The sequence below is a fragment of the Bacteroides sp. DH3716P genome (assembly GCF_025914115.1).
Taxonomy (GTDB): Bacteria; Bacteroidota; Bacteroidia; order Bacteroidales; family Bacteroidaceae; genus Bacteroides; species Bacteroides ovatus.
This window is the reverse complement of the sequence record NZ_CP083673.1, coordinates 5,359,942-5,379,606: the sequence shown is the minus strand read 5'-3', so window position 1 is coordinate 5,379,606 and position 19,665 is coordinate 5,359,942. Positions and strand designations below refer to the sequence as shown.

Here is a 19,665-nt window from a genome sequence, read left to right as displayed (position 1 = left end):
TATGAAGTTGAATTTTGCTAAAAGAATGTCTTATATAAAGGCTTCGGAAATAAGAGAGATATTAAAAGTGACTGAACAGGAAGATGTGATTTCGTTTGCTGGTGGTCTGCCTGCTCCGGAACTTTTTCCAATAGATGAAATCAATGAGATCAATCAGATCGTATTGAAAGAAGCAGGTACAAAAGCACTTCAATATACCACAACGGAAGGTTATGCTCCTTTGCGGGAATGGATTGCCAACCGGATGAACGGGCGTTTGGGCACCGCTTTCGATAAAGACAATATTTTGATAACCCATGGTTCGCAACAAGGGTTGGACTTGTCCGGAAAAGTCTTTTTGGACGAAGGAGATGTCGTGCTTTGTGAAAGCCCAACCTATTTGGCTGCGATTAGCGCATTCAAAGCGTATGGGTGTAGCTTTATTGAAATTCCCACGGATGAGGAAGGGATGATGATGGACGTTTTGGAAGATGTTTTGAGTAACACTCTGCATATAAAACTGATATATGCCATACCTACCTTTCAGAATCCTACAGGAAAAACGTGGAGTCTGGAAAGACGCAGGAAATTGGCTGAATTATCTGCCAAATACGGTGTTGCAGTTATTGAGGATAATCCGTATGGCGAGTTAAGATTTGAGGGAGAACCTTTGCCGTCTATAAAGTCTTTTGATGAGGCTGGAAATATCTTGTGTACAGGCAGTTTTTCGAAAATATTCTGTCCCGGCTTCCGGATTGGCTGGATTGCGGGGGATAAAGATATTATCCGTAAATATGTATTAGTCAAGCAAGGTACGGATTTACAATGCAACACTATTGCCCAGATGACCATTGCCGAATATCTGAAGCGGTATGATATTGATAAACATATTGCAAAAATAGTCGAAGTATATAGAAAGCGCAGGAATGTTGCGATTGAAAGTATAGAACGTTATTTTCCGGATACAATAAAGTTTACTCGTCCCGAAGGCGGACTATTTACCTGGATAGAACTTCCTGTGGGGATTTCAGCACGCGAAGTTTTAGTCAGAAGTCTGGAGAAAAAGATTGCTTTTGTTCCGGGAGGTTCTTTTTATCCGAATGGCAACAAGGAAAATACGCTTAGAATAAACTACTCCAATATGCCTGAAGACAAAATAGAGAAAGGGCTGAAGACTCTCGGAGAGGTGGTAAAGGAGTATATCCGCCAATCAGAATGATTCTTTGATAACGCTTCCTAAAACCTGCAAGCGTTCTTCGATAAAAGGACTCCATTGCTGACCGAAGCTCAAACGCATACAGTTTCTGTACTGGTCGTGCAGTGTAAACATGCGTCCGGGAGCAATGCTGATCTTGTGTTGCATGGCTTTGTAATATAATTCTGTGGTATCAATCTTTTTGTTTAGTTCCACCCAAAGCATGAAACCTCCCTGCGGAGTTATGATTTTAGTGTCTTCGGGGAAATAGTAGGTAATAGATTGTGCCAGATGAAGACTGTTGGAATGTAATTCATGGCGCAACCTGCGTAAATGATTCTCATATCTGCCTTTTCCATAAAGTTGGCAATAGCCTCCTGATTGAGGGTAGGGGTGGATATTAAATGAATATGTTTTTGGCGAATAACGGCATCCTTAAATTTACCGGGGGCAATCCAGCCTACCCGGTAACCGGGAGCTAATGTCTTTGATACAGAGCCACACCATAACACAAGCCCCTTTTCATCGAAAGCTTTACATGGCTTAGGGCGTGAATGTCTGAAGAATACATCACCGTATAAATCATCTTCAATCAGAGGAATATTATATTCTGCCAACATCTGCACTACCTCTTTCTTATGCTCGTCGGGCATACAACTTCCCAGTGGATTACTGAAATTACTGATAAGCAGGCATAGATTAATCTGTGGCAATACTTTTCTTAAAGCATCGGGCTCAATACCTGTTACAGGATTGGTGGGCAGTTCCAACACCCGGAGTCCCATGCTGTTGGCCAACTGCAATATGCCGAAATAAACAGGACTTTCAACAGCTATCGTATCTCCTTTTCGGGCAATGACGGATAATGCTAAAGAGATGGAATTGGTCACTCCCGTGGTAGTGACAATATCATCTTCAGTCAGATTTCCATTCCAGCTATATGCAAAACGGGCAATATAGTTTCTTAACCGAATATTTCCCTGCGGGTCTTCATACCTGGTACCGCTTCCCGGAAGTGAATACATTGCCTTGATTAATTCTTTATTGAGCTTTGCGATAGGCAATAGAACATCTTCCGGTATTCCCAGTGAGAAACGGGTGATGGACGAGTCTTCGATGGAATGATATACTTCCATGATTAAGTCGGCCTCTTCCTTTCTTGAGCGGAAGGCTGTGTTGTTGCCGGCGCAGACAAATTTAGTGGCTTATAATTGACAATGTACCCTGATTTGGGGCGGGAAATGATGAATCCTTCCTTTTCCAATTCATAATATACCTGAATGGCTGTGTTTAAACTTACACCATATTCATTGCTGATAGTACGTAAAGAAGGTAATTTCTCGCCTGCTTTCCATATACCTGTTTTTATTTGCCAGGCGATAGTGCCGGCTATCTTTTGATATAGGATTTCTCTTTTCATGTTTATTCTGTACTTGGCAAAGATACAAAAATGATGTCTGTATCTGTTGTTGTTTGATTGCAAATAATTCATTCGGTCATTTTTTAATAATTGCTTGCCTATCCGGATTTACATCATTTGCTACTATTACTTCGTTCCACTATAGTGTTCCGCAAGAATAACTATAGTCTCCCTTGCGGAACACTATAGTGGAACGCAAAGGAAACAGTAGTGGAACGAAATAAAAGTAGGTATCGAAGTTAATCATATCAGGTAAAGAAACAAATAAAAACAGCATGTTGACGGAGAATCTTTGGCGATGCTTTACAAGCAATACATTTGATTTTTTTTCTGTACCGTTTGGCTTATTTCCGTTTTGAATCAAATAATAATAATTGGAGCTTAGGAAGAATCTGCATGATGAAATAAACATTCATAATAGTGGCATTTCTATTCTCGTCACCTGTTCTTCTTCGGGTACGTTGGGATTGCTGTAATAATATTCTATGGATGTTCCCGAAGGTTTGTAACCGTTGTTTTTTATCCATTCCATCATTTCATTGTACAGAACAGCCAGTTCACTGTAAGTTCCTCTATGCAGACAGGAAACTATTTTTCTTTCCGGTATCGTTATAGATCGTATATCCCCTTCACCCTGTAACTCTCTGGATGATTTTAGACCAATAATCATTTTTATATTGTGTTCAGTCAGGCTCTCAAAGTCGGGATACTCGACATAAGGAATATCAGTAGTGATTTCGCCTTGTGCCTTAAATAAAGAGTCTATTTTTACGAAGTTCTTCCCGATAGCCTCTGACATTCCGTTCATATCCGTGTGTACTTCAACAGCCAAAGCGGATTGCTTCGGTTGTTTCAATAGCATGATTTCTGAAACCTTTCCCATAATGCATTGTTTTAGAGTGTTGATAATTTCTTATTTCTTTGTGACCGGAATATAAATGTCGGTCATTAATTCTGTTCTAAGAGTAGAGGTGGGACGGTTCATATACATCTCAAAACTGAAAGTACTTTGAGGGCGATATTTACTTTCCGGAAACCACTCTTCATAAATAGTCCGGTAGAACTTATGCAACAAAGAGTAGTCTCCGATATGCCTGAATACAGCATAACGTCCACCGGGAACTTCCATCACTCCCGGTTGCGAATCATTTTCAGTGGCATCAATTGTCACCCCGAGATAGAAGCGGCATTTATTCATGGGAGTTATGGACGGGTCATCCATACTAAGGCTGACAAACTTATAATTCAACTTTTCTTCATTATGCTGCTTAGCGTAATTGGTCAGTCTGTTCCATATTAATTTGTATCGGAGCTCATCTTTGTATTTTTCACCAACCTCGATACAAAATACTTTCATTGGCAGAATCGACCGGATTTCAGGAGTGATAACCGCATGTTGCTCATCATACATCGGCTTGTACTTCTCTCTATATTGAGAGGTCGATACGCCAAAATGTTTTTTGAAGGCTTTGGCTAGACTAAATTTGGTCTGATAGTTTGTCTGTTCCGAAATCTGATTTAATGTAAACTCGGTGGATACTAACAAATGTGCTATATGTTCGAGACGTAAACGCTGTATATAGCTTCCGATATTTTCTCTGGCAACAGTTTGAAACACTCTTCTGAAGTGATATTTGGAAAGTCCGCTTATCGTGCTAAGCATGTCTGTATCCAAAGTGTCGAATAAATGATTATTGATATAAACGATTATATCCTGAATCTTCTGATGATGGATATTACAGGTTTCCAACTTTTGTTTCCACCGTTTCAGATTGGGTAACCGTTCGTTTAGTATGTGCCTAAGTTCCTCCGGCGAATAAGCAGTATCTGCATATTCATTGTACTTGTCGGTGTATTTTATCCAGATATTAATCATTTCCGACATCGGAATGTCGACGATATATTTTCCGTCTTTCAGGCAGTAATAGCAATATTCGTCACTTCGCGAACCGTCAGAGTTAGTACCCAGATATTTCTCTACATCAAAGCGGAGAGGCATCCCGCAACTTTGACAATACCTCTTATTTATTTCTGATTCAATCATCGATTGGGTTTTCGTTTGATAGATAGGAGCCGCTCTATATCATTAAATAAAGAAGTATCTTTTAATTCGAACATAAGCCACTTCCCATCATGGAAAGTGGTCGTCTCATCATATATCTTTTGAGCCGCATTGGAGAACATTTCTCGCATGGATTCGAATTTAGTGCGTTCATCTTTACCTAAAATAACCATGAACCCAATCGTTTGTTCTTTGGCGTATAGGGCACATAGAGTTTTTCCGCCTCTGCGATATTTGTATTCGTAAGTCCATTTTTTCCCTCCATGATTCCACATTTGTTCCATATTGTATTTCTGTTCGATAAGTTGGTGAAGTGAAGTCCATAGATCATAAAGTTCCTTACCTGTCAAGGCTTCCAGTGTTTCGGGAGTTGGGATTTGAAAAGTTTCTTTCATGGCATTCTGTATTTACTTTTGATTATCTACATCACAAAGGTAGACTGAATTTCTAATAGATCGTTGTCCAATATAGGCATTTTAGATAGTGCAACTGAACAAACTGTCCCGAAATTAATTTATTTTGTAGAAACGGGATATTGGTGTATAACCTTTATCTTTGCATTAATTTAAAATAAAGCAAAATTTAAAGAAAATGAAAACAATGCTATTAGCGGTAGGTACTCTGTGCCTCATGGCAGGTTGCTCGTCGAAAGTGAGTAGTTCTAAAGGAATTGTAAGTGATGCAACCATGAATACGGTAACGATTGTCACCGATAAGAATGATACCCTTTCATTCAGTACGATGGATGCAAATAAAGAAGAAGTCAACGGTTTACTTCTGAATGATACGCTGGAAGTGTTTTATACAGGAAAATATACACCGGGGATGCCGGCTACCAAATTAGTTCAGTATCCGCAATCTCCGCTTGTAGGAGGTGACCGGGATGAACATGGCTGTATCGGTTCTGCCGGATACGTATGGTGTGAAGTGCAAAAAGACTGTATCCGCTTGTTTGAGAAAGGGATTCGTACAGAGGCGGTGGATGATAGTGACACTTCTGCTTTCATTGTTTTTAGTCCCGATTCTACACAGCTGGAACTTTTCTTTTCCAATAATCAGCCCAATGAAATATTGGAGAGACGTAGCCTGCCTTCGGGAGGTTATGCGTGGAACGTGGAGGACGATGATACGAAAAATGTACGACTGATAGATGGCTTGTGGACAATAAGCCAAAGAGATAAATTAATTTATACCCAGAAGGGCGGAAGTTGATTTTAAAAGCTCCGGCTTTCTGTAAGCTTGTTTATAGCACCATATTCCTGGCCGTCAATGTAGCATAGACATTTTCTGCGTATTGTCTTCCTATGGGGATTACAATCCGGCATCCGGTCAGGTTTATTTCCCGTTTAGAAAATCGTTCCACCTTATTAACCGGAATGATATACGAGCGGTGTGTACGTAGAAAAGCCTTTTCGGGTAACATCTCCTGAATACTTTTCAGACTTGTGCGCGATAATATATAGTTGCCGTTTATACGGAATATTTTCGTATAATTCTCCATTGCTTCGATATAAAGAATATCGGAGATAGGAATAGATATATTATTGTATTCTTGTTTGATTATGATGTTTTCCGGTAGTTTGTTCTGGCGTGCTTCAATAAAAACAATCGCTTTCTCCACTGCTTTTTCAAATCGTTCATAAGCGAAGGGCTTGTGCAGAAAATCCACGGCATCGAGGTCGAAGCCGTCCAGTGCATACTGTGCATGGGCTGTCGTAAAGATGAGACAACTCTCGGGAGGAAGTGCATGGGCAATATCCAATCCGCTGATGCTGTTCATTTCAATATCCAGAAAGACCAGATCAGGTTTGCACCGGGCTATTTCCTTCAGCCCGGTCAGCGATTCGCTGAAAGTAGTAAGTTCCAGTCCGCCTTTTCGTTCGCAAAACTGGCTGATGATGAGCAATGCAATCGGTTCGTCGTCAATAGCGATACAAGTCAGCTTTTTCATCGTAGTTGAATGTTAAGATAGGTTTTGAAGTATCCGTTTTCTTCTTTTGTAAGCAATACAAAGCGGTTGGGATAAAGAAGTTCCAGCCGTTTACGGCAATTGTCTATTCCGATGGCATGAGGATTTTGATGGTTCTCCTTCATAATCATATTCTCGGTTTCGAAGATAAGCTGCCCTTCCTTTACGATGATACGAATAAAAATAGTACAGTCCGTGTCGGACGAAACACCGTATTTGAAACTGTTCTCGACAAAAGTAATGAGAATCATCGGAGGAATCTGTATCTGTTCGTCATCCATCTCGGTTTCAAATACCACTTTCGTATGCTTGTTTAAACGCAAAGATTGTAAATCAACATATTGGCGTATATATTCTACTTCATTGCTGATGGAAATCAGATCAGAAGTAGTTTGGGCATACATATATTTCAGGATATTGGAAAACTTGATAAAGGCGGATTCTGTTTTGTCCGACTTCGTAAGTACCAGTCCGTAGAGGGCGTTCAATGTATTGAAAAGGAAGTGCGGATTGATTTGCGCCTTGTAGAGAGCCAGTTCCGCCTTGTTCTTTTCCGCTTCAATCTCCTGTTTGGAAAGAATTTGCCGGAAAAGTTCAAAGATCAGTTCTATGGAAAGACTGAACCCCGTCACTACCAGGAAAAAGAACCACACAGTTTGCGCCCGCATGTGCTGCCGGGCTTTATGCATCATCGGGTCTATATGGTTGGGTTCCGGTGGATATGGAAAGTGGGTTAGCAACCATGTGATAAAGATAAGCGATAACATGAGCAATAAGATATGTCCGAACTTCCGTTGCATGAAAAGCATCGGTAGTTTCACTTTACGGTAGATGAAGTACAGACCGTAGAGATAGGCAATCAGGGTCAGCATAAAGACTGTGTGGTGTACAATCCATTTGTCTACCGGCACTAACATGATGATGGGCGGCATGATTACCAGACAGAAAAGCAAGTCGATGTAAACAGGTATATTAGTACGTTTCATATTCTTCTCATTGCTCGTTTAACTCCCGGAAGTATATTTTCTCACTTCTTTGCAAAGATAAAAGATTGTTCTGAAACCCCAAGCATTCCCTTTTGCCGTTCGTCATCATATTCTTGCTGTTCGTCACTACATTCTTATTTTATTGTTTGATAATTCTTAGATTTGGTCAGTCGCGCTTTTTATAGAATAATGGGTTATAAATCATTAACAATCATTTAAATATAGCTACAATGAAACAACTAATCATTTTTGCCTTGGTTTGTTTGCCTCTGCTATGTGCTTGTGGAGGTTCGCAACAGAAAGAGGCAGATGCCACGTACAAAACACTTACCGTAACACAAAGTGACCAGATTTTGAAATCCGATTATACAGCTACGCTACGAGGGCGGCAGTATGTTGAAATTCGTCCGCAGGTGAGTGGTATAATTACCCGGATATGTATCAATGAAGGAGATCCCGTTCATAAAGGGCAGACACTTTTCATTATCGACCAGGTTCCTTATAAAGCAGCGTTGGAAACAGCAGTGGCTAATGTAAAAAGCGCGGAAGCCAAGCTTGCCACTGCTAAATTGACAGCGGATAGCAAAGCTGAACTTTACAAAGAACAGATTGTGTCCGAATTCGATCTGCAAACAGCCCGCAATGAACAAGCGGCGGCAGAAGCAGCATTGGCACAGGCTAAAGCACAGGAAGTGAATGCGCGCAATGACCTTTCTTATACTGAAGTAAAAAGCCCGGTGAACGGAGTAGCCAGCATGATTCCTTATCGTGTAGGGGCGTTGGTGAACAGCAGTATCACCGAGCCGTTAGTCACTGTTTCGGACGATAGCGAAGTATATGCCTATTTCTCCATGACGGAGAATCAAATACTCGACTTTGTGCAACAGTATGGTTCACTTAAAAAAGCGATAGAAAACATGGACGAAGTGGAACTGACTATGAGCAATGGAAAAACTTATTCCCATGTCGGAAAGGTAGATGCTATCAGCGGTACGGTGGATGAAGGAACCGGTGCTGTTGGGCTGCGGGCTGTTTTTGTCAACCCCGACCAGTTCCTGCGTAACGGTGGAAGTGGTAAAGTCGTTGTTCCTACCATAAAGAAAGGAGGTATCATCATTCCGCAGGCAGCTACTTACGAATTGCAGAATCGTATATTTGTATATAAAGTAGTCGACGGCAAAGCGAAATCAACCCCGGTAGAAGTGTTCCGGTTGAATAACGGTACTGAATACATCGTCGAAACAGGGCTTGCACCGGGTGATGTTATTATAGCCGAGGGTGCCGGACTGGTGCGTGAGGGAACAGTAATCAAGAGTGATCCGACTAAAGAATAAGATGCCGTTATGAAAATCAGAACATTTATAGACCGGCCTATTCTCGCAGGAGTAATTTCGGTCGTTTTTCTTATCATCGGATTGATAGGACTTTCGCAGCTTCCCGTTGAACAGTTTCCTGAAATTGCACCTCCTACCGTCAGCGTTTCCGCTACCTATACCGGTGCTAATGCGGAAACAGTACAGAAGAGTGTAGTCGTGCCATTGGAAGAAGCGCTCAATGGAGTAGAGAATATGATGTACATGACCTCTTCCTCTACCAATAACGGTTCAGCGAGAATAACCATTTACTTCCGTCAGGGGACTGACCCCGATATGGCGACAGTTAACGTGCAGAACCGTATTGCTACGGCACAAGGATTATTACCGGCAGAAGTCACCCGCAGCGGTATCACTGTCCGTAAGCGCCAGACAAGTAATATCAAAGCATTGGCATTGTATAGTCCCGACAACACGTTCGATGAAAGTTTTCTGAATAACTATCTGAAGATCAATATCGAGCCCCGTCTTTCACGTATTGCCGGGGTAGGTGAGGTGAATGTGATGGGAGCGGACTATTCGTTACGTATCTGGCTCGATCCGGCTAAGATGGCCAAATATGGACTGGTTCCGTCCGACATCACGACGGTACTTGACGAACAGAATCTGGAAGCTCCTACAGGAACGCTTGGTGCTGAATCGAAGAATACTTTTCAGTATGTATTGAAATATCGTGGACGTTATGAAGAAGAAAAAGATTATGGAAATCTGGTAATCCGTTCGCAGGCAGGAGGTGAGGTGCTGCGGCTGAAAGATGTAGCACGTATCGAATTGGGTGCCAGCTCTTATACGTACATCGGTGAAGTGAACGGGCATCCCGGTTCCAACTGTATGATTGCGCAGACTTCCGGTTCGAACGCCAATGAGATTATTAAGGAAATAGATAAGGTGACAGCGGAAATTGCTCAAGGATTACCTAAAGGAATGGAGCTGGTAGACCTGATGAGTTCGAAAGAGTTTTTGGATGCATCCATTAAGAATGTGATAAAAACCTTGATTGAAGCCATTCTGTTAGTGGTACTTGTGGTTTACGTTTTCCTGCAAAGTTTGCGGTCTACGTTTATTCCGGCCATTTCTATCATCGTTTCCCTTGTGGGTACTTTTGCTTTTCTCTATGCCGCAGGTTTCAGTCTGAATATGTTGACGTTGTTTGCACTGGTATTAGTTATCGGAACGGTGGTGGATGATGCTATTGTTGTGGTGGAGGCGGTACAGGCAAAGTTCGACGAGGGATATAAATCGGCTTACCGGGCCACCATTGATGCCATGGGTGGCATCACCTCGGCACTGGTAACTACCACCTTTGTCTTCATGGCAGTATTTATTCCCGTATGTTTTATGGGAGGAACTACCGGAACGTTCTATACCCAGTTCGGACTGACCATGGCTGTTGCCGTAGCAATATCTCTGATTAACGCGTTAACTTTAAGTCCCGCTCTCTGCGCACTGATAATGACACCGCACATGGAGGCTGCGAAAGGGGAGAAATTGAGTTTCTCATCCCGTTTCCATATGGCATTTGATAGTGCTTTTCATCGGTTAGTACTGAAATATAAGAGTGGCGTATTTTTCATGTTGAAACGTAAATGGCTGGCGGGAGCATTGCTGTTAGTCGCTTGTGCAGGATTGTTCCTTCTGATGAAAACCACCAAGACCGGGTTGGTTCCTCAAGAGGATATGGGAACTATCTTTGTAGATGTGCGTACTTCACCCGGAAATAGTCTGGAAGAAACCAAGATTGTAATGGATGAAATAGACAAGCGTATCCATGACATACCGCAAATCAGAATGTTCTCTAAAGTGACGGGTAACGGTATGATAAGTGGTCAGGGAGCATCAAACGGTATGTTTATCGTCCGTCTGAAACCATGGGATGAACGTACGGAAAAGGAAGACGGTATCAATGCTGTTATTAACGAGATTTATCGGCGTACGGATGACATTTCTTCTGCACAGATTATGGCCTTTGCACAACCGATGATTCCCGGGTATGGAGTAAGTAGTGGTTTTGAGATTTATATTCAGGACCAGAAAGGCGGTTCGGTAGAAGATTTGCTGAAATACACCCGTCAGATGATTGACGCGTTGAATGCCCGGCCTGAAATCGGACGTGCCTCGACTTCGTTCGATACGAAATACCCTCAATACCTGGTAGAAGTGGATGCCGCCCTTTGCAAGCGGAATGGAGTGTCGCCTTCGGATGTATTGAGCACTTTGTCCGGCTATATCGGTGGTAACTATGCATCCAATATGAACCGTTTCTCTAAACTTTACCGTGTAATGGTACAGGCTTCACCGGAATTCCGTCTGGATACTGAAGCATTGAATAATATGTTTGTCCGCAATTCCGACGGAGAGATGTCCCCTGTCAGTCAGTATCTCACTTTGACACGAGTCTACGGTGCAGAGTCGCTGACGCGTTTCAATTTGTTCTCTGCCATCTCCGTCAATGGTGCTCCGGCAGACGGTTACAGTTCCGGACAAGCTATTCAGGTGGTACGTGAAGTTGCGGAACAGGTATTACCGGCAGGTTATGGCTTTGAGTTCGGAGGTATGTCACGTGAAGAATCCTCTACAGGGAATACCACAACACTGGTATTTATCATCTGTGTAGTCTTTATCTATCTTATTCTTTGTGCGCTCTACGAAAGCTTGTTCATTCCGATTGCAGTGATTCTTTCCGTACCATTCGGACTTGCCGGAAGTTTCCTTTTTGCCAAGATGTTCGGCCTGGAGAATAATATCTATTTACAGACAGGTTTGATTATGCTGATTGGCTTGTTGTCGAAGACAGCTATTCTGCTTACGGAATATGCTTCCGAGCGCCGTCGTCAGGGAATGACGATCACACAGGCGGCTGTTTCGGCTGCGCAAGTCCGTCTGCGTCCAATCCTGATGACATCTCTTACGATGATATTCGGTATGTTACCGATGATGTTTGCATCGGGAGTAGGAGCGAACGGTAATATTTCCATCGGTGTAGGAACCGTAGGTGGAATGTTGATCGGTACGGTTGCCCTGTTGTTTATCGTACCTGTATTGTTTATCGTGTTCCAGTATCTTCAGGAAAAACAGATGCCGGCACGTAAACCGGCAGAGTTGGAGAATCTTTAATTGTTGAAGTGTATGAAAAAGATAATAATATGTTTATTCCTGTCGGCCGGATTGAGCGGTTGTCATGTGTACCGGACTTATGAACGTCCGGACACGACGGTTACCGACAGTCTTTACCGGCAGCCGGTTGTTGCGGGGGATACCGCTTCCATTGCTTCCCTTTCATGGAAGGAACTATTTAGCGATCCGCAACTGCAACAACTGATTGAAACGGGTATCGCGAATAATACCGATTTGAATATTGCCCGTTTGAAAGTGAAAGAAGTAGAAGCATTACTGCTTTCTTCCAAGTTGGCTTATCTGCCTTCTGTATCGCTCACTCCGCAAGGAACATTGAGCAGCGTGGATGGTTCGAAAACTTCCAAGACCTATGATCTGGCAGCATCGGCAGACTGGGAACTGGATATTTTCGGAAAGTTGACCAATGCCAAACGAGGAGCCAAAGCCGCCCTCGAACAGAGTGAAGCCTATAGGCAAGCGGTACAGACGCAACTGGTAGCAACGATTGCCAATAGTTACTACACCTTATTGATGCTTGATAAGCAACTGGATATCACCCGTCGCACGGCTGAAACATGGGATGAGAACCTGCGTGCAATGAAAGCATTGAAAAGAGCCGGGCAAACTACGGAAATGGCTGTTGCCCAAACAGAAGCGAGCAAACTATCGGTAGATGCTTCCGTGCTTTCTATTGAACAGCAAATCAGTGAAATGGAGAATTCTCTTTCCGCCCTGTTGGGTATGGCTCCGCAGCTGATAACACGTTCTACGCTTGACAACCAGCGTTTCCCGGAATCCCTTTCAACCGGAGTGCCGTTGCAACTGTTGCACCGTCGTCCGGATATTCGTCAAAAGGAAGCTGAACTGGCTGGGGCTTTTTATGCAACGAATCAGGCACGTTCTGCTTTTTATCCCTCTATCACCTTGGGTGGTTCCGCAGGATGGACAAACTCGGCAGGTGGCGCTATAACCAATCCCGGACAGTGGCTGCTTTCCGCTGTCGGCTCATTGGTTCAGCCACTTTTCAATCGCGGACAGAATATTGCTAATTTGAAAATAGCGAAAGCACAACAGGAAGAGGCGTTACTCACCTTCCGCCAAAGTTTGCTTGATGCAGGAACGGAAGTAAACGATGCGTTGGTGCAATGGCAGAAGGCTCAAGGCCGTTTGGCACTCTCCAAACAGCAGGTCACTTCGCTTCAGTCCGCAGTGCGTAGTTCCGAACTGTTGATGCGGCACAGTTCGCAAAACTACCTGGAAGTACTTACTGCCCGTCAGACTCTTTTGCAGGCAGAATTATCTGTCGCTTCCAATCGTTTTGATGAAATACAGGGAGTTATTAATCTTTATCATGCATTGGGAGGAGGATACTGATTGATAGTAGATGGATTAAAACAAAATTGTTAATAAGTTGATATCAAAGATGCTGAATATATAAACTCCCATCATAATCTTTGTATTTAGCATCTTTGTATATATCAACCAGTTGATTACTGTAATCAAGGATAATATCTTTGGACGCTTGTGATACGTTTGTCGCCAGAATACCACTTCCCAAAATGCCGGGATTACATAATACACTGTCTTTCCTTATTGAATTCATGGTAAGCTCTACACCTGTGTAATCTTTGATACCTGCCTTTTCCAGACTGGATGTAATATAGTTGTCCAAAGATGCTTTATCATCTCCGGTCATGAATCCATACCATAATAAACACTTCATTCCTAATAGGGTAGCCTGTATCAGGACATCGAGATAGGTTACTCCAGAATCTCCTTTCTTGTCTATTTCGTAAGGATCGATATGGATGAAAGAGGATGTGGGAAGTGAAGGCAGTAGCTCTATGGTACCTCTCGAAGAGTCGGCATGATGTATCTCTACAGAGGCACTTAATTCGATTTGTTTGGCATAGGTACCCACATTCTCCAGTGCACTCTTTTCTAAATCAAAGAATACAAACCTTTTTGCTTGCTTCCCTAATACATTCATAGCCAAGGCAGGTGAACCTAAATAATTTCCTTTTGCCATTTCTCCGCTTTCCAGTTGATAATATATAGAATCTTTTAGAGATGGTACCTCATCTGCTTTCTCCAGGAAATGATAGATGCCATATTGCTGCTCCGGGGTTTGTGTCATCGGATAGATGGCACATGCCGAATTGGTCTCTACATATATTTGCGGAGTTTCATTCTTGAGTACTTCACAGAGTATCAGATGTTTTAAGACATCGGGTTGTTTTGCGAAATGAGTGTAAGTTGCCATATCGGTGTATTTAGAAATTAACCAATTCATGAATCGAAGTCGCACCAATAGCTTCGGAATTTGGCATGGTGCTTCCTTTCTTTAAATGTTTTTTGTGAATTACATAATTCTACAAATATAAACAGATAGATAATACGGGAAAACAAAAGGGGGCTTTTTATCTGAAATCATTGTGGACGAATTGTATTTTTAATTAGCTTTGTAGAAATAAAACAAAGAATTATGAAAATGAAAGTTCTGCTGTCTGTCATTGTATTTACGCTCTATACTGTTTCTTATGCGCAGAATATGAAAATGATTGATACTAGTATGCCGAAAAAAGATAAAAAGGATGCTGTAGTAATTGAATATGATTCATTAACTAATATACGCCCTTATAAAGATGCTTCATATTATAAACAATTTATTGGGCAAAGTATTTTGTTCTATCCTCGGAATCCAAATTCTTCGGAATCACTACCTAAGTATTATGCTAATTTTCTAACTTCTAATGAGCAGGTTGTTGCCATTGACACTATTTGGCGAAAAAAAAGATCCAACCCTAAACCTAAAGATTATAAATTAAATCAAATAACCTCCAAGAGATATAAACCTCAGTTGGTGAAGGATAATTATGTTACTTTATGTGCTTCTTTTCACGATATACTTGAACAAGGATATAGGATTTTTCCATTTGAAATATATAGAGCAACGAAATGTCCTATGGGAAAACGTGATGGCATTTTCACACCTTATAATGAGATAGAAGGCAAGACTTTTAAAATTTTAGATATAGAGCTGTCTGATGCCGAAGTTGAAGAAAATACAATTTTTGCACTACAGTCTGAAGAAGGTGATACTCTTTATTGGTATGCTAAACGTGGTGAGTATGATGGATTCAGTTATACTAGGCAACACTATCCTGTCATTGTATTAGGATTTATGGATAAAATGAAACAGTTGTATTTGAATAAAGACATATACATTAAAAATATTCATCCGATTAATAAATATAAATGTATGGAAATAGCCTATTCAGGCAGTGAAGATACTTATATGGTTCCTTCATTTGTTCTGAAGAATGATAGTGCCGATTTGATAATGCCATTATGTGAGAGTCCATCTCTTTTTTCATACGAAGTAAGCATATTTGATAATCAGAAAAGAATGACTCAGATGTATTTCTATAATTTGGATGTTGTCGAAGCGGAAGTTTATGAGGAAACAATGGAAAGAGAAAGACTTGCTAAAGAAGAATTATTGATGAAGGAAAAGTTAGCACAAGAAGAGGCAAAGAAGTTAGCTAGTATAAAAAGACAACAGAGAACTAAAGAATTATATAAGAAATACGGAAAAGCTACGGCGGACTTGATATTAAAAGGCCAAGTGTGCATTGGGATGACTAAGGCTATGGTTTTGGAATCATGGGGGCATCCTTCGGGTGGTATTAATAAAACTACCGGTGCATGGGGGATACATGAACAATGGGTATATGGAATGGGACAATACTTGTATTTTGAGAATGGAAAATTGACAACTATACAAAATTAGTCTGTCTTGTTTTGTATGAGCAGCCTTAATTTTAACAAGGGAGGCACTATGAAATATCAGTCTTTCTTAAACCACCTGTAAAACCATTTACCCACCTTCTCATAATGCCGGGTTTCGGTATCAGTGTATAGTTTAGAGAAGAATGACGTATCTAATGGTTCCCCCGATTGGTTAGGATATAATACGATTAAGCTATTGTTAGAGAAATATTTACTAAGCTGTCTCGGTAGTTTCTCAAAAGAACTGTCGTAAGAGAGAGTTCCCGGTCGTGCACTGATAATAACTAATAAATGGTCGTAGCTTACCTGTCCTGTTAATACCAGCAAGTCATTCCAGTCTTCCAAAAGGGAGAAATCGGTCAGCGTTTGTTTATGTCGCTTCTTTATCCACGCTTGTAGGCGTATGGTCGTTTTTTCATTGGCAAAGAAATGTACCCGGCATCCGAGGGTACTTCCCATTCTACAGAAATGTTCCATCCAATGAGGAAAACCGGATTCGTATTCGGCTTTAGGAGGGACGGCAATGACAATTCGTTTGATTGTATGGACTGGTATTAGAAACTTAGAGATAATTATCTCACAGTTTAATCCATTCAATAAATGTTCGGCAAGTATTCCAAAGTATGAGTCTGTGATATTTTTCTTACGATGCAGACCGGTGATAATACTTGTAATCTCATTTTCCTTGACTGAATGTATAATGCCGGAAGCTATATTCAAATCATACCGTGTGACTTTCTTCAGTGGTACATTTGCTTCTGTTGCTGTCGTTTCCGCTTTTTCCAGGTAATATTTGCTTCGAAGTCGTAGATTATCGGAATTATTATTGTCGTTGATTACATTGAGGGCCAGTAGATTATCTTTCAATTTAGAATCACGTATGATTAGAGACAGATTCACCATGTCTTCGATAGTGTCCGGGTTGGCTATGGATACTAAAATCTTCTCTGTTTCTTTTGAAGATTCATTTTCCGATAGTGAGTCATCCATTGCCACCTTTCTGGCTGCCCGTTCGGTAATCAGTGAGCTCACTACGCAAGTGACCAGGATAAGCAAGACTGTGCCGTTCAGTACATCGTCATTCAGCAAGCGCTCGCCGGTGGGCAGAATAATGTTATATCCGACCAATACGGCTGCCAATGTGGCTGCTGCCTGTGCGTTACTTAAACCATACATCAGATTTCGTTCAAGAACAGACATCTTGTATATCTTTTGTGTCAGCCAGCAAGCAATCCATTTGCCTGTCAGTGCCATGGTTATCATTACGGCAGCAACTTTTAAAGCATCCCCATGTCCGAAAATAACCCGTAAGTTGATTAACATTCCTACTCCGATAAGGAAATAAGGAATGAAGAGGGCATTACCGACAAACTCTAAATGATCCATCAATGGAGAAACGTGCGGAATGAGCCGGTTGAGTACCAATCCAGCGAGGAAAGCTCCCAAAATACCTTCCATACCTACGAGTTCCATCAGTCCTGCTCCTAAAAATACCATTGCAAGCACAAAAATGAACTGCATCACGTTGTCATTGTATCGGTGGAAGAACCAGCGACCGATGCGTGGGAAGAAATAAATGATAAGTGCTCCTAGAAAGATTACTTTTACTACTAGCCAAATCCAGAATAAACCACCGGTTTCTCCTTTGAATAATCCGCCTATAACGGCTAGTACCAACAGTGTGAGCGTATCCGTCACCGCCGTTCCTCCTACGGCAATACTTACACTACGATGGCGTGATATACCGAAGCGGGTGACGATGGGATAGGCAACGAGTGTGTGGGAGGCATACATACTGGCTAGCAGTACAGAAGTGATTACGCCGTATTTCAGATAAGATACATTTGCCACGAATCCAATCCCGATGGGGACGATAAAAGCCAGTAATCCCAACACTAACGCTTTGTTTCGCGTCTCCTTGAAGTCTCCCATGTTCATTTCCAGACCAGCCAGAAACATGATGTAATAGAGCCCGACTTTGCCGAATAACTGAAAACTGCTATCGCGTGCCAGAATATTAAATCCATGTTCGCCAATAGCCAATCCCGCCAGGATCATACCGATAATATGAGGGATGCGCAGCTTATTCAATAATATCGGAGCAAACAATATGATTAGGAGTACAAGGAGAAATATCCATGTAGGGTCGGTGATAGGGAATGTTAAATCAAGGCCAATCCAATCCATAATTTGACAAGTTCGTGATATTTGTTCCGCAAAATAACCTAAAAAAATGCTTCTAAAAAAGGATTAGTTAATAAAATTAGTCATTTATTTTTTCTCCAGATTCATGATTGATGGAATGAAGAATGCAAGTGTCCCTGTTATCACAATTGCAATACCGCATATAACAAAGACATTGGCTATGCCGATAGCGTCTGCAATAAATCCGGTTGCCAGTAATCCTAAAATGGAGGGTAACAAACTGATACTGTCGAACAAAGAGAATACGCGCCCCAAGAAAGACACTTCAATCTGTGTTTGCAACAAAGCTGTAAACGGACCGGAATAAAACGGCATGGAAATACCCTGTACTATTGCAAATATAGCATAGATAATGAATGCTGAAGGAGGAAGGATTCCGGAAACGAAAATAGAAACTCCTATTATGATATAAGATATGTTTATCATAACGACCTTTCGGATGCGCGGATTCCATATTCCCAGTAAAATACCACCGACTAATGCTCCCGAACCAAAAAGAAGTTCTATCAGACTGACTTGATAAGCTGTTCCGGAGAAGTTTTTCAGAGTCATCAACGGTATCAGAGCAACAACAGGCATGATAAAGAAAGTGATGAGTACTTCAGTGACCATCACCCATTTCAAACCACAATTGCTACAGATTGCCTGAAAGCCTTCCTTCATATCCCGGAGTACATTATTGGTTGTTTCAGTTTCTGTTTTTTCCGGATTAGGGATAAATACAAACATGAGTGTTGTACAGGCTATGGCTGCTCCCGCAACGTCGAGCAACATAACTACACTCATATTCGTACTGACAATCAATGCGGCACCTAGCACAGGACCGCAGATATTACATAAGGCCTGTATTGTCTGATTAATACTGGCAATACGCGTCAGTTCTTTTTCAGGAGCAAGCAGCGGTATGGATGATTTCATGGCAGGTGCGTGGAAAGCGCTTCCGACAGAACGGAGCATAAGCAGCAGATAAATCTGCCAGATTTCGATAACGTCCAGATAGAATAATAACGCAATAATGCCCGAACAGAGTGCAACGAAACTGTCGCCCAATATCATAGTCCATTTCCTACTCCACCGATCGACGAAAACGCCGGCAAAGGGACCTAATACTACTTGGGGTAAAAGTGCGGCGATAGTAGCAAATGAAAGCACCTCTGCCGAACCGGTCTCAAGACTGATCCACAGAACAATGGCAAACTGGGCAATAGAACTGCTAAGAATAGAAAATAACTGTCCGGACCATATAATGATAAATTTCTTTTTCCAATTATTCATAATACTTTATTGATTACGGATGATGATAAGGGGATTGCCTGTCTGTATATAAAGAGGGCAAATACCATTATGACTAAATAATAAACAAATGATTGAGAGAAATTGCTTTGATTTTTGTTGTTTTCCTGTAATGGAGGAAAGAAATAAAAAAACGGAAGCCCAGCTAAGAGAGTTCCAGATGAGGTACGGATAAAATGAATTGATAGATACAGGGCAGACGCATTAAAAATTATTTTCCTGTAAAAGTTGTGACAAATATTTTTCATCCCATCCGGCTTTTAGTCTTTTCAGATTC

The 19,665-nt window shown here is 41.6% G+C and carries 14 protein-coding genes and 1 pseudogene; 6 read left to right on the top strand and 9 right to left on the bottom strand.

Annotation, left to right across the window (positions count from 1 at the left end):
* The first annotated feature begins 1 nt into the window (after position 1).
* Entirely contained in the window at positions 2-1,198 is a 1,197-nt protein-coding gene (locus KQP79_RS20425) for a PLP-dependent aminotransferase family protein (protein WP_061448254.1), read from the top strand.
* On the opposite strand, the pseudogene KQP79_RS20420 reads toward KQP79_RS20425, so the two are convergent.
* The 4 genes and pseudogenes from KQP79_RS20420 to KQP79_RS20405 form a co-directional block, all read right to left on the bottom strand.
* Positions 1,190-2,594 (bottom strand): annotated as a pseudogene (locus KQP79_RS20420) (PLP-dependent aminotransferase family protein). The gene KQP79_RS20425 and the pseudogene KQP79_RS20420 overlap by 9 nt on opposite strands.
* Before the next feature lie 412 nt (positions 2,595-3,006).
* Positions 3,007-3,477, bottom strand: a complete 471-nt coding sequence (locus tag KQP79_RS20415; protein ID WP_004326431.1) for a GyrI-like domain-containing protein — start codon at positions 3,475-3,477, stop codon at positions 3,007-3,009.
* A gap of 30 nt (positions 3,478-3,507) precedes the next feature.
* The gene (locus KQP79_RS20410; RefSeq protein ID WP_061448242.1) at positions 3,508-4,638 is read right to left on the bottom strand and encodes a GyrI-like domain-containing protein; all 1,131 of its coding nucleotides are present in this window, start codon (positions 4,636-4,638) and stop codon (positions 3,508-3,510) included.
* Positions 4,635-5,051, bottom strand: a complete 417-nt coding sequence (locus KQP79_RS20405; protein ID WP_004326429.1) for a DUF3788 domain-containing protein — start codon at positions 5,049-5,051, stop codon at positions 4,635-4,637. Before KQP79_RS20405 ends, KQP79_RS20410 begins: the two co-directional genes overlap by 4 nt.
* Before the next feature lie 196 nt (positions 5,052-5,247).
* On the opposite strand from KQP79_RS20405, the gene KQP79_RS20400 reads away from it, so the two are divergent.
* Positions 5,248-5,868 carry a hypothetical protein gene (locus KQP79_RS20400; RefSeq protein WP_032848942.1) on the top strand — a complete coding sequence of 207 codons (621 nt, stop codon included), beginning with the start codon at positions 5,248-5,250 and terminating at the stop codon, positions 5,866-5,868.
* A 31-nt stretch (positions 5,869-5,899) separates the two neighbouring features.
* On the opposite strand, the gene KQP79_RS20395 is transcribed toward KQP79_RS20400, so the two are convergent.
* Entirely contained in the window at positions 5,900-6,607 is a 708-nt protein-coding gene (locus tag KQP79_RS20395) for a LytR/AlgR family response regulator transcription factor (RefSeq protein WP_061448240.1), read from the bottom strand.
* Positions 6,604-7,611, bottom strand: a complete 1,008-nt coding sequence (locus KQP79_RS20390) for a sensor histidine kinase (protein ID WP_061448239.1) — start codon at positions 7,609-7,611, stop codon at positions 6,604-6,606. The genes KQP79_RS20395 and KQP79_RS20390 overlap by 4 nt, the downstream gene beginning before the upstream one ends.
* Before the next feature lie 230 nt (positions 7,612-7,841).
* On the opposite strand from KQP79_RS20390, the gene KQP79_RS20385 reads away from it, so the two are divergent.
* Genes KQP79_RS20385 through KQP79_RS20375 form a run of 3 tightly spaced genes read left to right on the top strand, consistent with a single transcriptional unit; the run spans position 7,842 to position 13,472 of the window.
* The gene (locus tag KQP79_RS20385; RefSeq protein WP_004326422.1) at positions 7,842-8,945 is read left to right on the top strand and encodes an efflux RND transporter periplasmic adaptor subunit; all 1,104 of its coding nucleotides are present in this window, start codon (positions 7,842-7,844) and stop codon (positions 8,943-8,945) included.
* Positions 8,946-8,954: 9 nt separating this feature from the next.
* A complete protein-coding gene (locus tag KQP79_RS20380; RefSeq protein WP_061448238.1) occupies positions 8,955-12,098 on the top strand; it encodes an efflux RND transporter permease subunit in 3,144 nt (1,047 codons plus the stop codon).
* A 12-nt stretch (positions 12,099-12,110) separates the two neighbouring features.
* Positions 12,111-13,472 carry an efflux transporter outer membrane subunit gene (locus KQP79_RS20375; protein WP_061448237.1) on the top strand — a complete coding sequence of 454 codons (1,362 nt, stop codon included), beginning with the start codon at positions 12,111-12,113 and terminating at the stop codon, positions 13,470-13,472.
* Positions 13,473-13,515: 43 nt separating this feature from the next.
* Here KQP79_RS20375 and KQP79_RS20370 read toward each other — a convergent pair whose 3' ends face one another.
* Positions 13,516-14,361, bottom strand: a complete 846-nt coding sequence (locus KQP79_RS20370) for a hypothetical protein (RefSeq protein ID WP_004326418.1) — start codon at positions 14,359-14,361, stop codon at positions 13,516-13,518.
* 222 nt (positions 14,362-14,583) lie between these two features.
* Between KQP79_RS20370 and KQP79_RS20365 the strand changes: the two genes are divergently transcribed.
* Complete coding sequence (locus KQP79_RS20365; protein WP_004326417.1) at positions 14,584-15,891, top strand: hypothetical protein; 1,308 nt, start codon at positions 14,584-14,586, stop codon at positions 15,889-15,891.
* A gap of 56 nt (positions 15,892-15,947) precedes the next feature.
* Here KQP79_RS20365 and KQP79_RS20360 read toward each other — a convergent pair whose 3' ends face one another.
* The gene (locus KQP79_RS20360; RefSeq protein WP_004326416.1) at positions 15,948-18,077 is read right to left on the bottom strand and encodes a cation:proton antiporter; all 2,130 of its coding nucleotides are present in this window, start codon (positions 18,075-18,077) and stop codon (positions 15,948-15,950) included.
* An 84-nt stretch (positions 18,078-18,161) separates the two neighbouring features.
* Positions 18,162-19,370, bottom strand: a complete 1,209-nt coding sequence (locus KQP79_RS20355) for an MFS transporter (protein ID WP_234120903.1) — start codon at positions 19,368-19,370, stop codon at positions 18,162-18,164.
* Positions 19,371-19,665: the final 295 nt, after the last annotated feature.

Excerpts from the sequence above, each read along its gene's own strand:
- KQP79_RS20410 (WP_061448242.1), bottom strand. The coding sequence starts at position 4,638 with ATGATTGAATCAGAAATAAATAAGAGGTATTGTCAAAGTTGCGGGATG.
- KQP79_RS20370 (WP_004326418.1), bottom strand. The coding sequence starts at position 14,361 with ATGGCAACTTACACTCATTTCGCAAAACAACCCGATGTCTTAAAACAT.
- KQP79_RS20400 (WP_032848942.1), top strand. The coding sequence starts at position 5,248 with ATGAAAACAATGCTATTAGCGGTAGGTACTCTGTGCCTCATGGCAGGT.
- KQP79_RS20360 (WP_004326416.1), bottom strand. The coding sequence starts at position 18,077 with ATGGATTGGATTGGCCTTGATTTAACATTCCCTATCACCGACCCTACA.
- KQP79_RS20405 (WP_004326429.1), bottom strand. The coding sequence starts at position 5,051 with ATGAAAGAAACTTTTCAAATCCCAACTCCCGAAACACTGGAAGCCTTG.
- KQP79_RS20355 (WP_234120903.1), bottom strand. The coding sequence starts at position 19,370 with ATGAATAATTGGAAAAAGAAATTTATCATTATATGGTCCGGACAGTTA.
- KQP79_RS20390 (WP_061448239.1), bottom strand. The coding sequence starts at position 7,611 with ATGAAACGTACTAATATACCTGTTTACATCGACTTGCTTTTCTGTCTG.
- KQP79_RS20385 (WP_004326422.1), top strand. The coding sequence starts at position 7,842 with ATGAAACAACTAATCATTTTTGCCTTGGTTTGTTTGCCTCTGCTATGT.
- KQP79_RS20365 (WP_004326417.1), top strand. The coding sequence starts at position 14,584 with ATGAAAATGAAAGTTCTGCTGTCTGTCATTGTATTTACGCTCTATACT.
- KQP79_RS20425 (WP_061448254.1), top strand. The coding sequence starts at position 2 with ATGAAGTTGAATTTTGCTAAAAGAATGTCTTATATAAAGGCTTCGGAA.
- KQP79_RS20415 (WP_004326431.1), bottom strand. The coding sequence starts at position 3,477 with ATGGGAAAGGTTTCAGAAATCATGCTATTGAAACAACCGAAGCAATCC.
- KQP79_RS20380 (WP_061448238.1), top strand. The coding sequence starts at position 8,955 with ATGAAAATCAGAACATTTATAGACCGGCCTATTCTCGCAGGAGTAATT.
- KQP79_RS20395 (WP_061448240.1), bottom strand. The coding sequence starts at position 6,607 with ATGAAAAAGCTGACTTGTATCGCTATTGACGACGAACCGATTGCATTG.
- KQP79_RS20375 (WP_061448237.1), top strand. The coding sequence starts at position 12,111 with ATGAAAAAGATAATAATATGTTTATTCCTGTCGGCCGGATTGAGCGGT.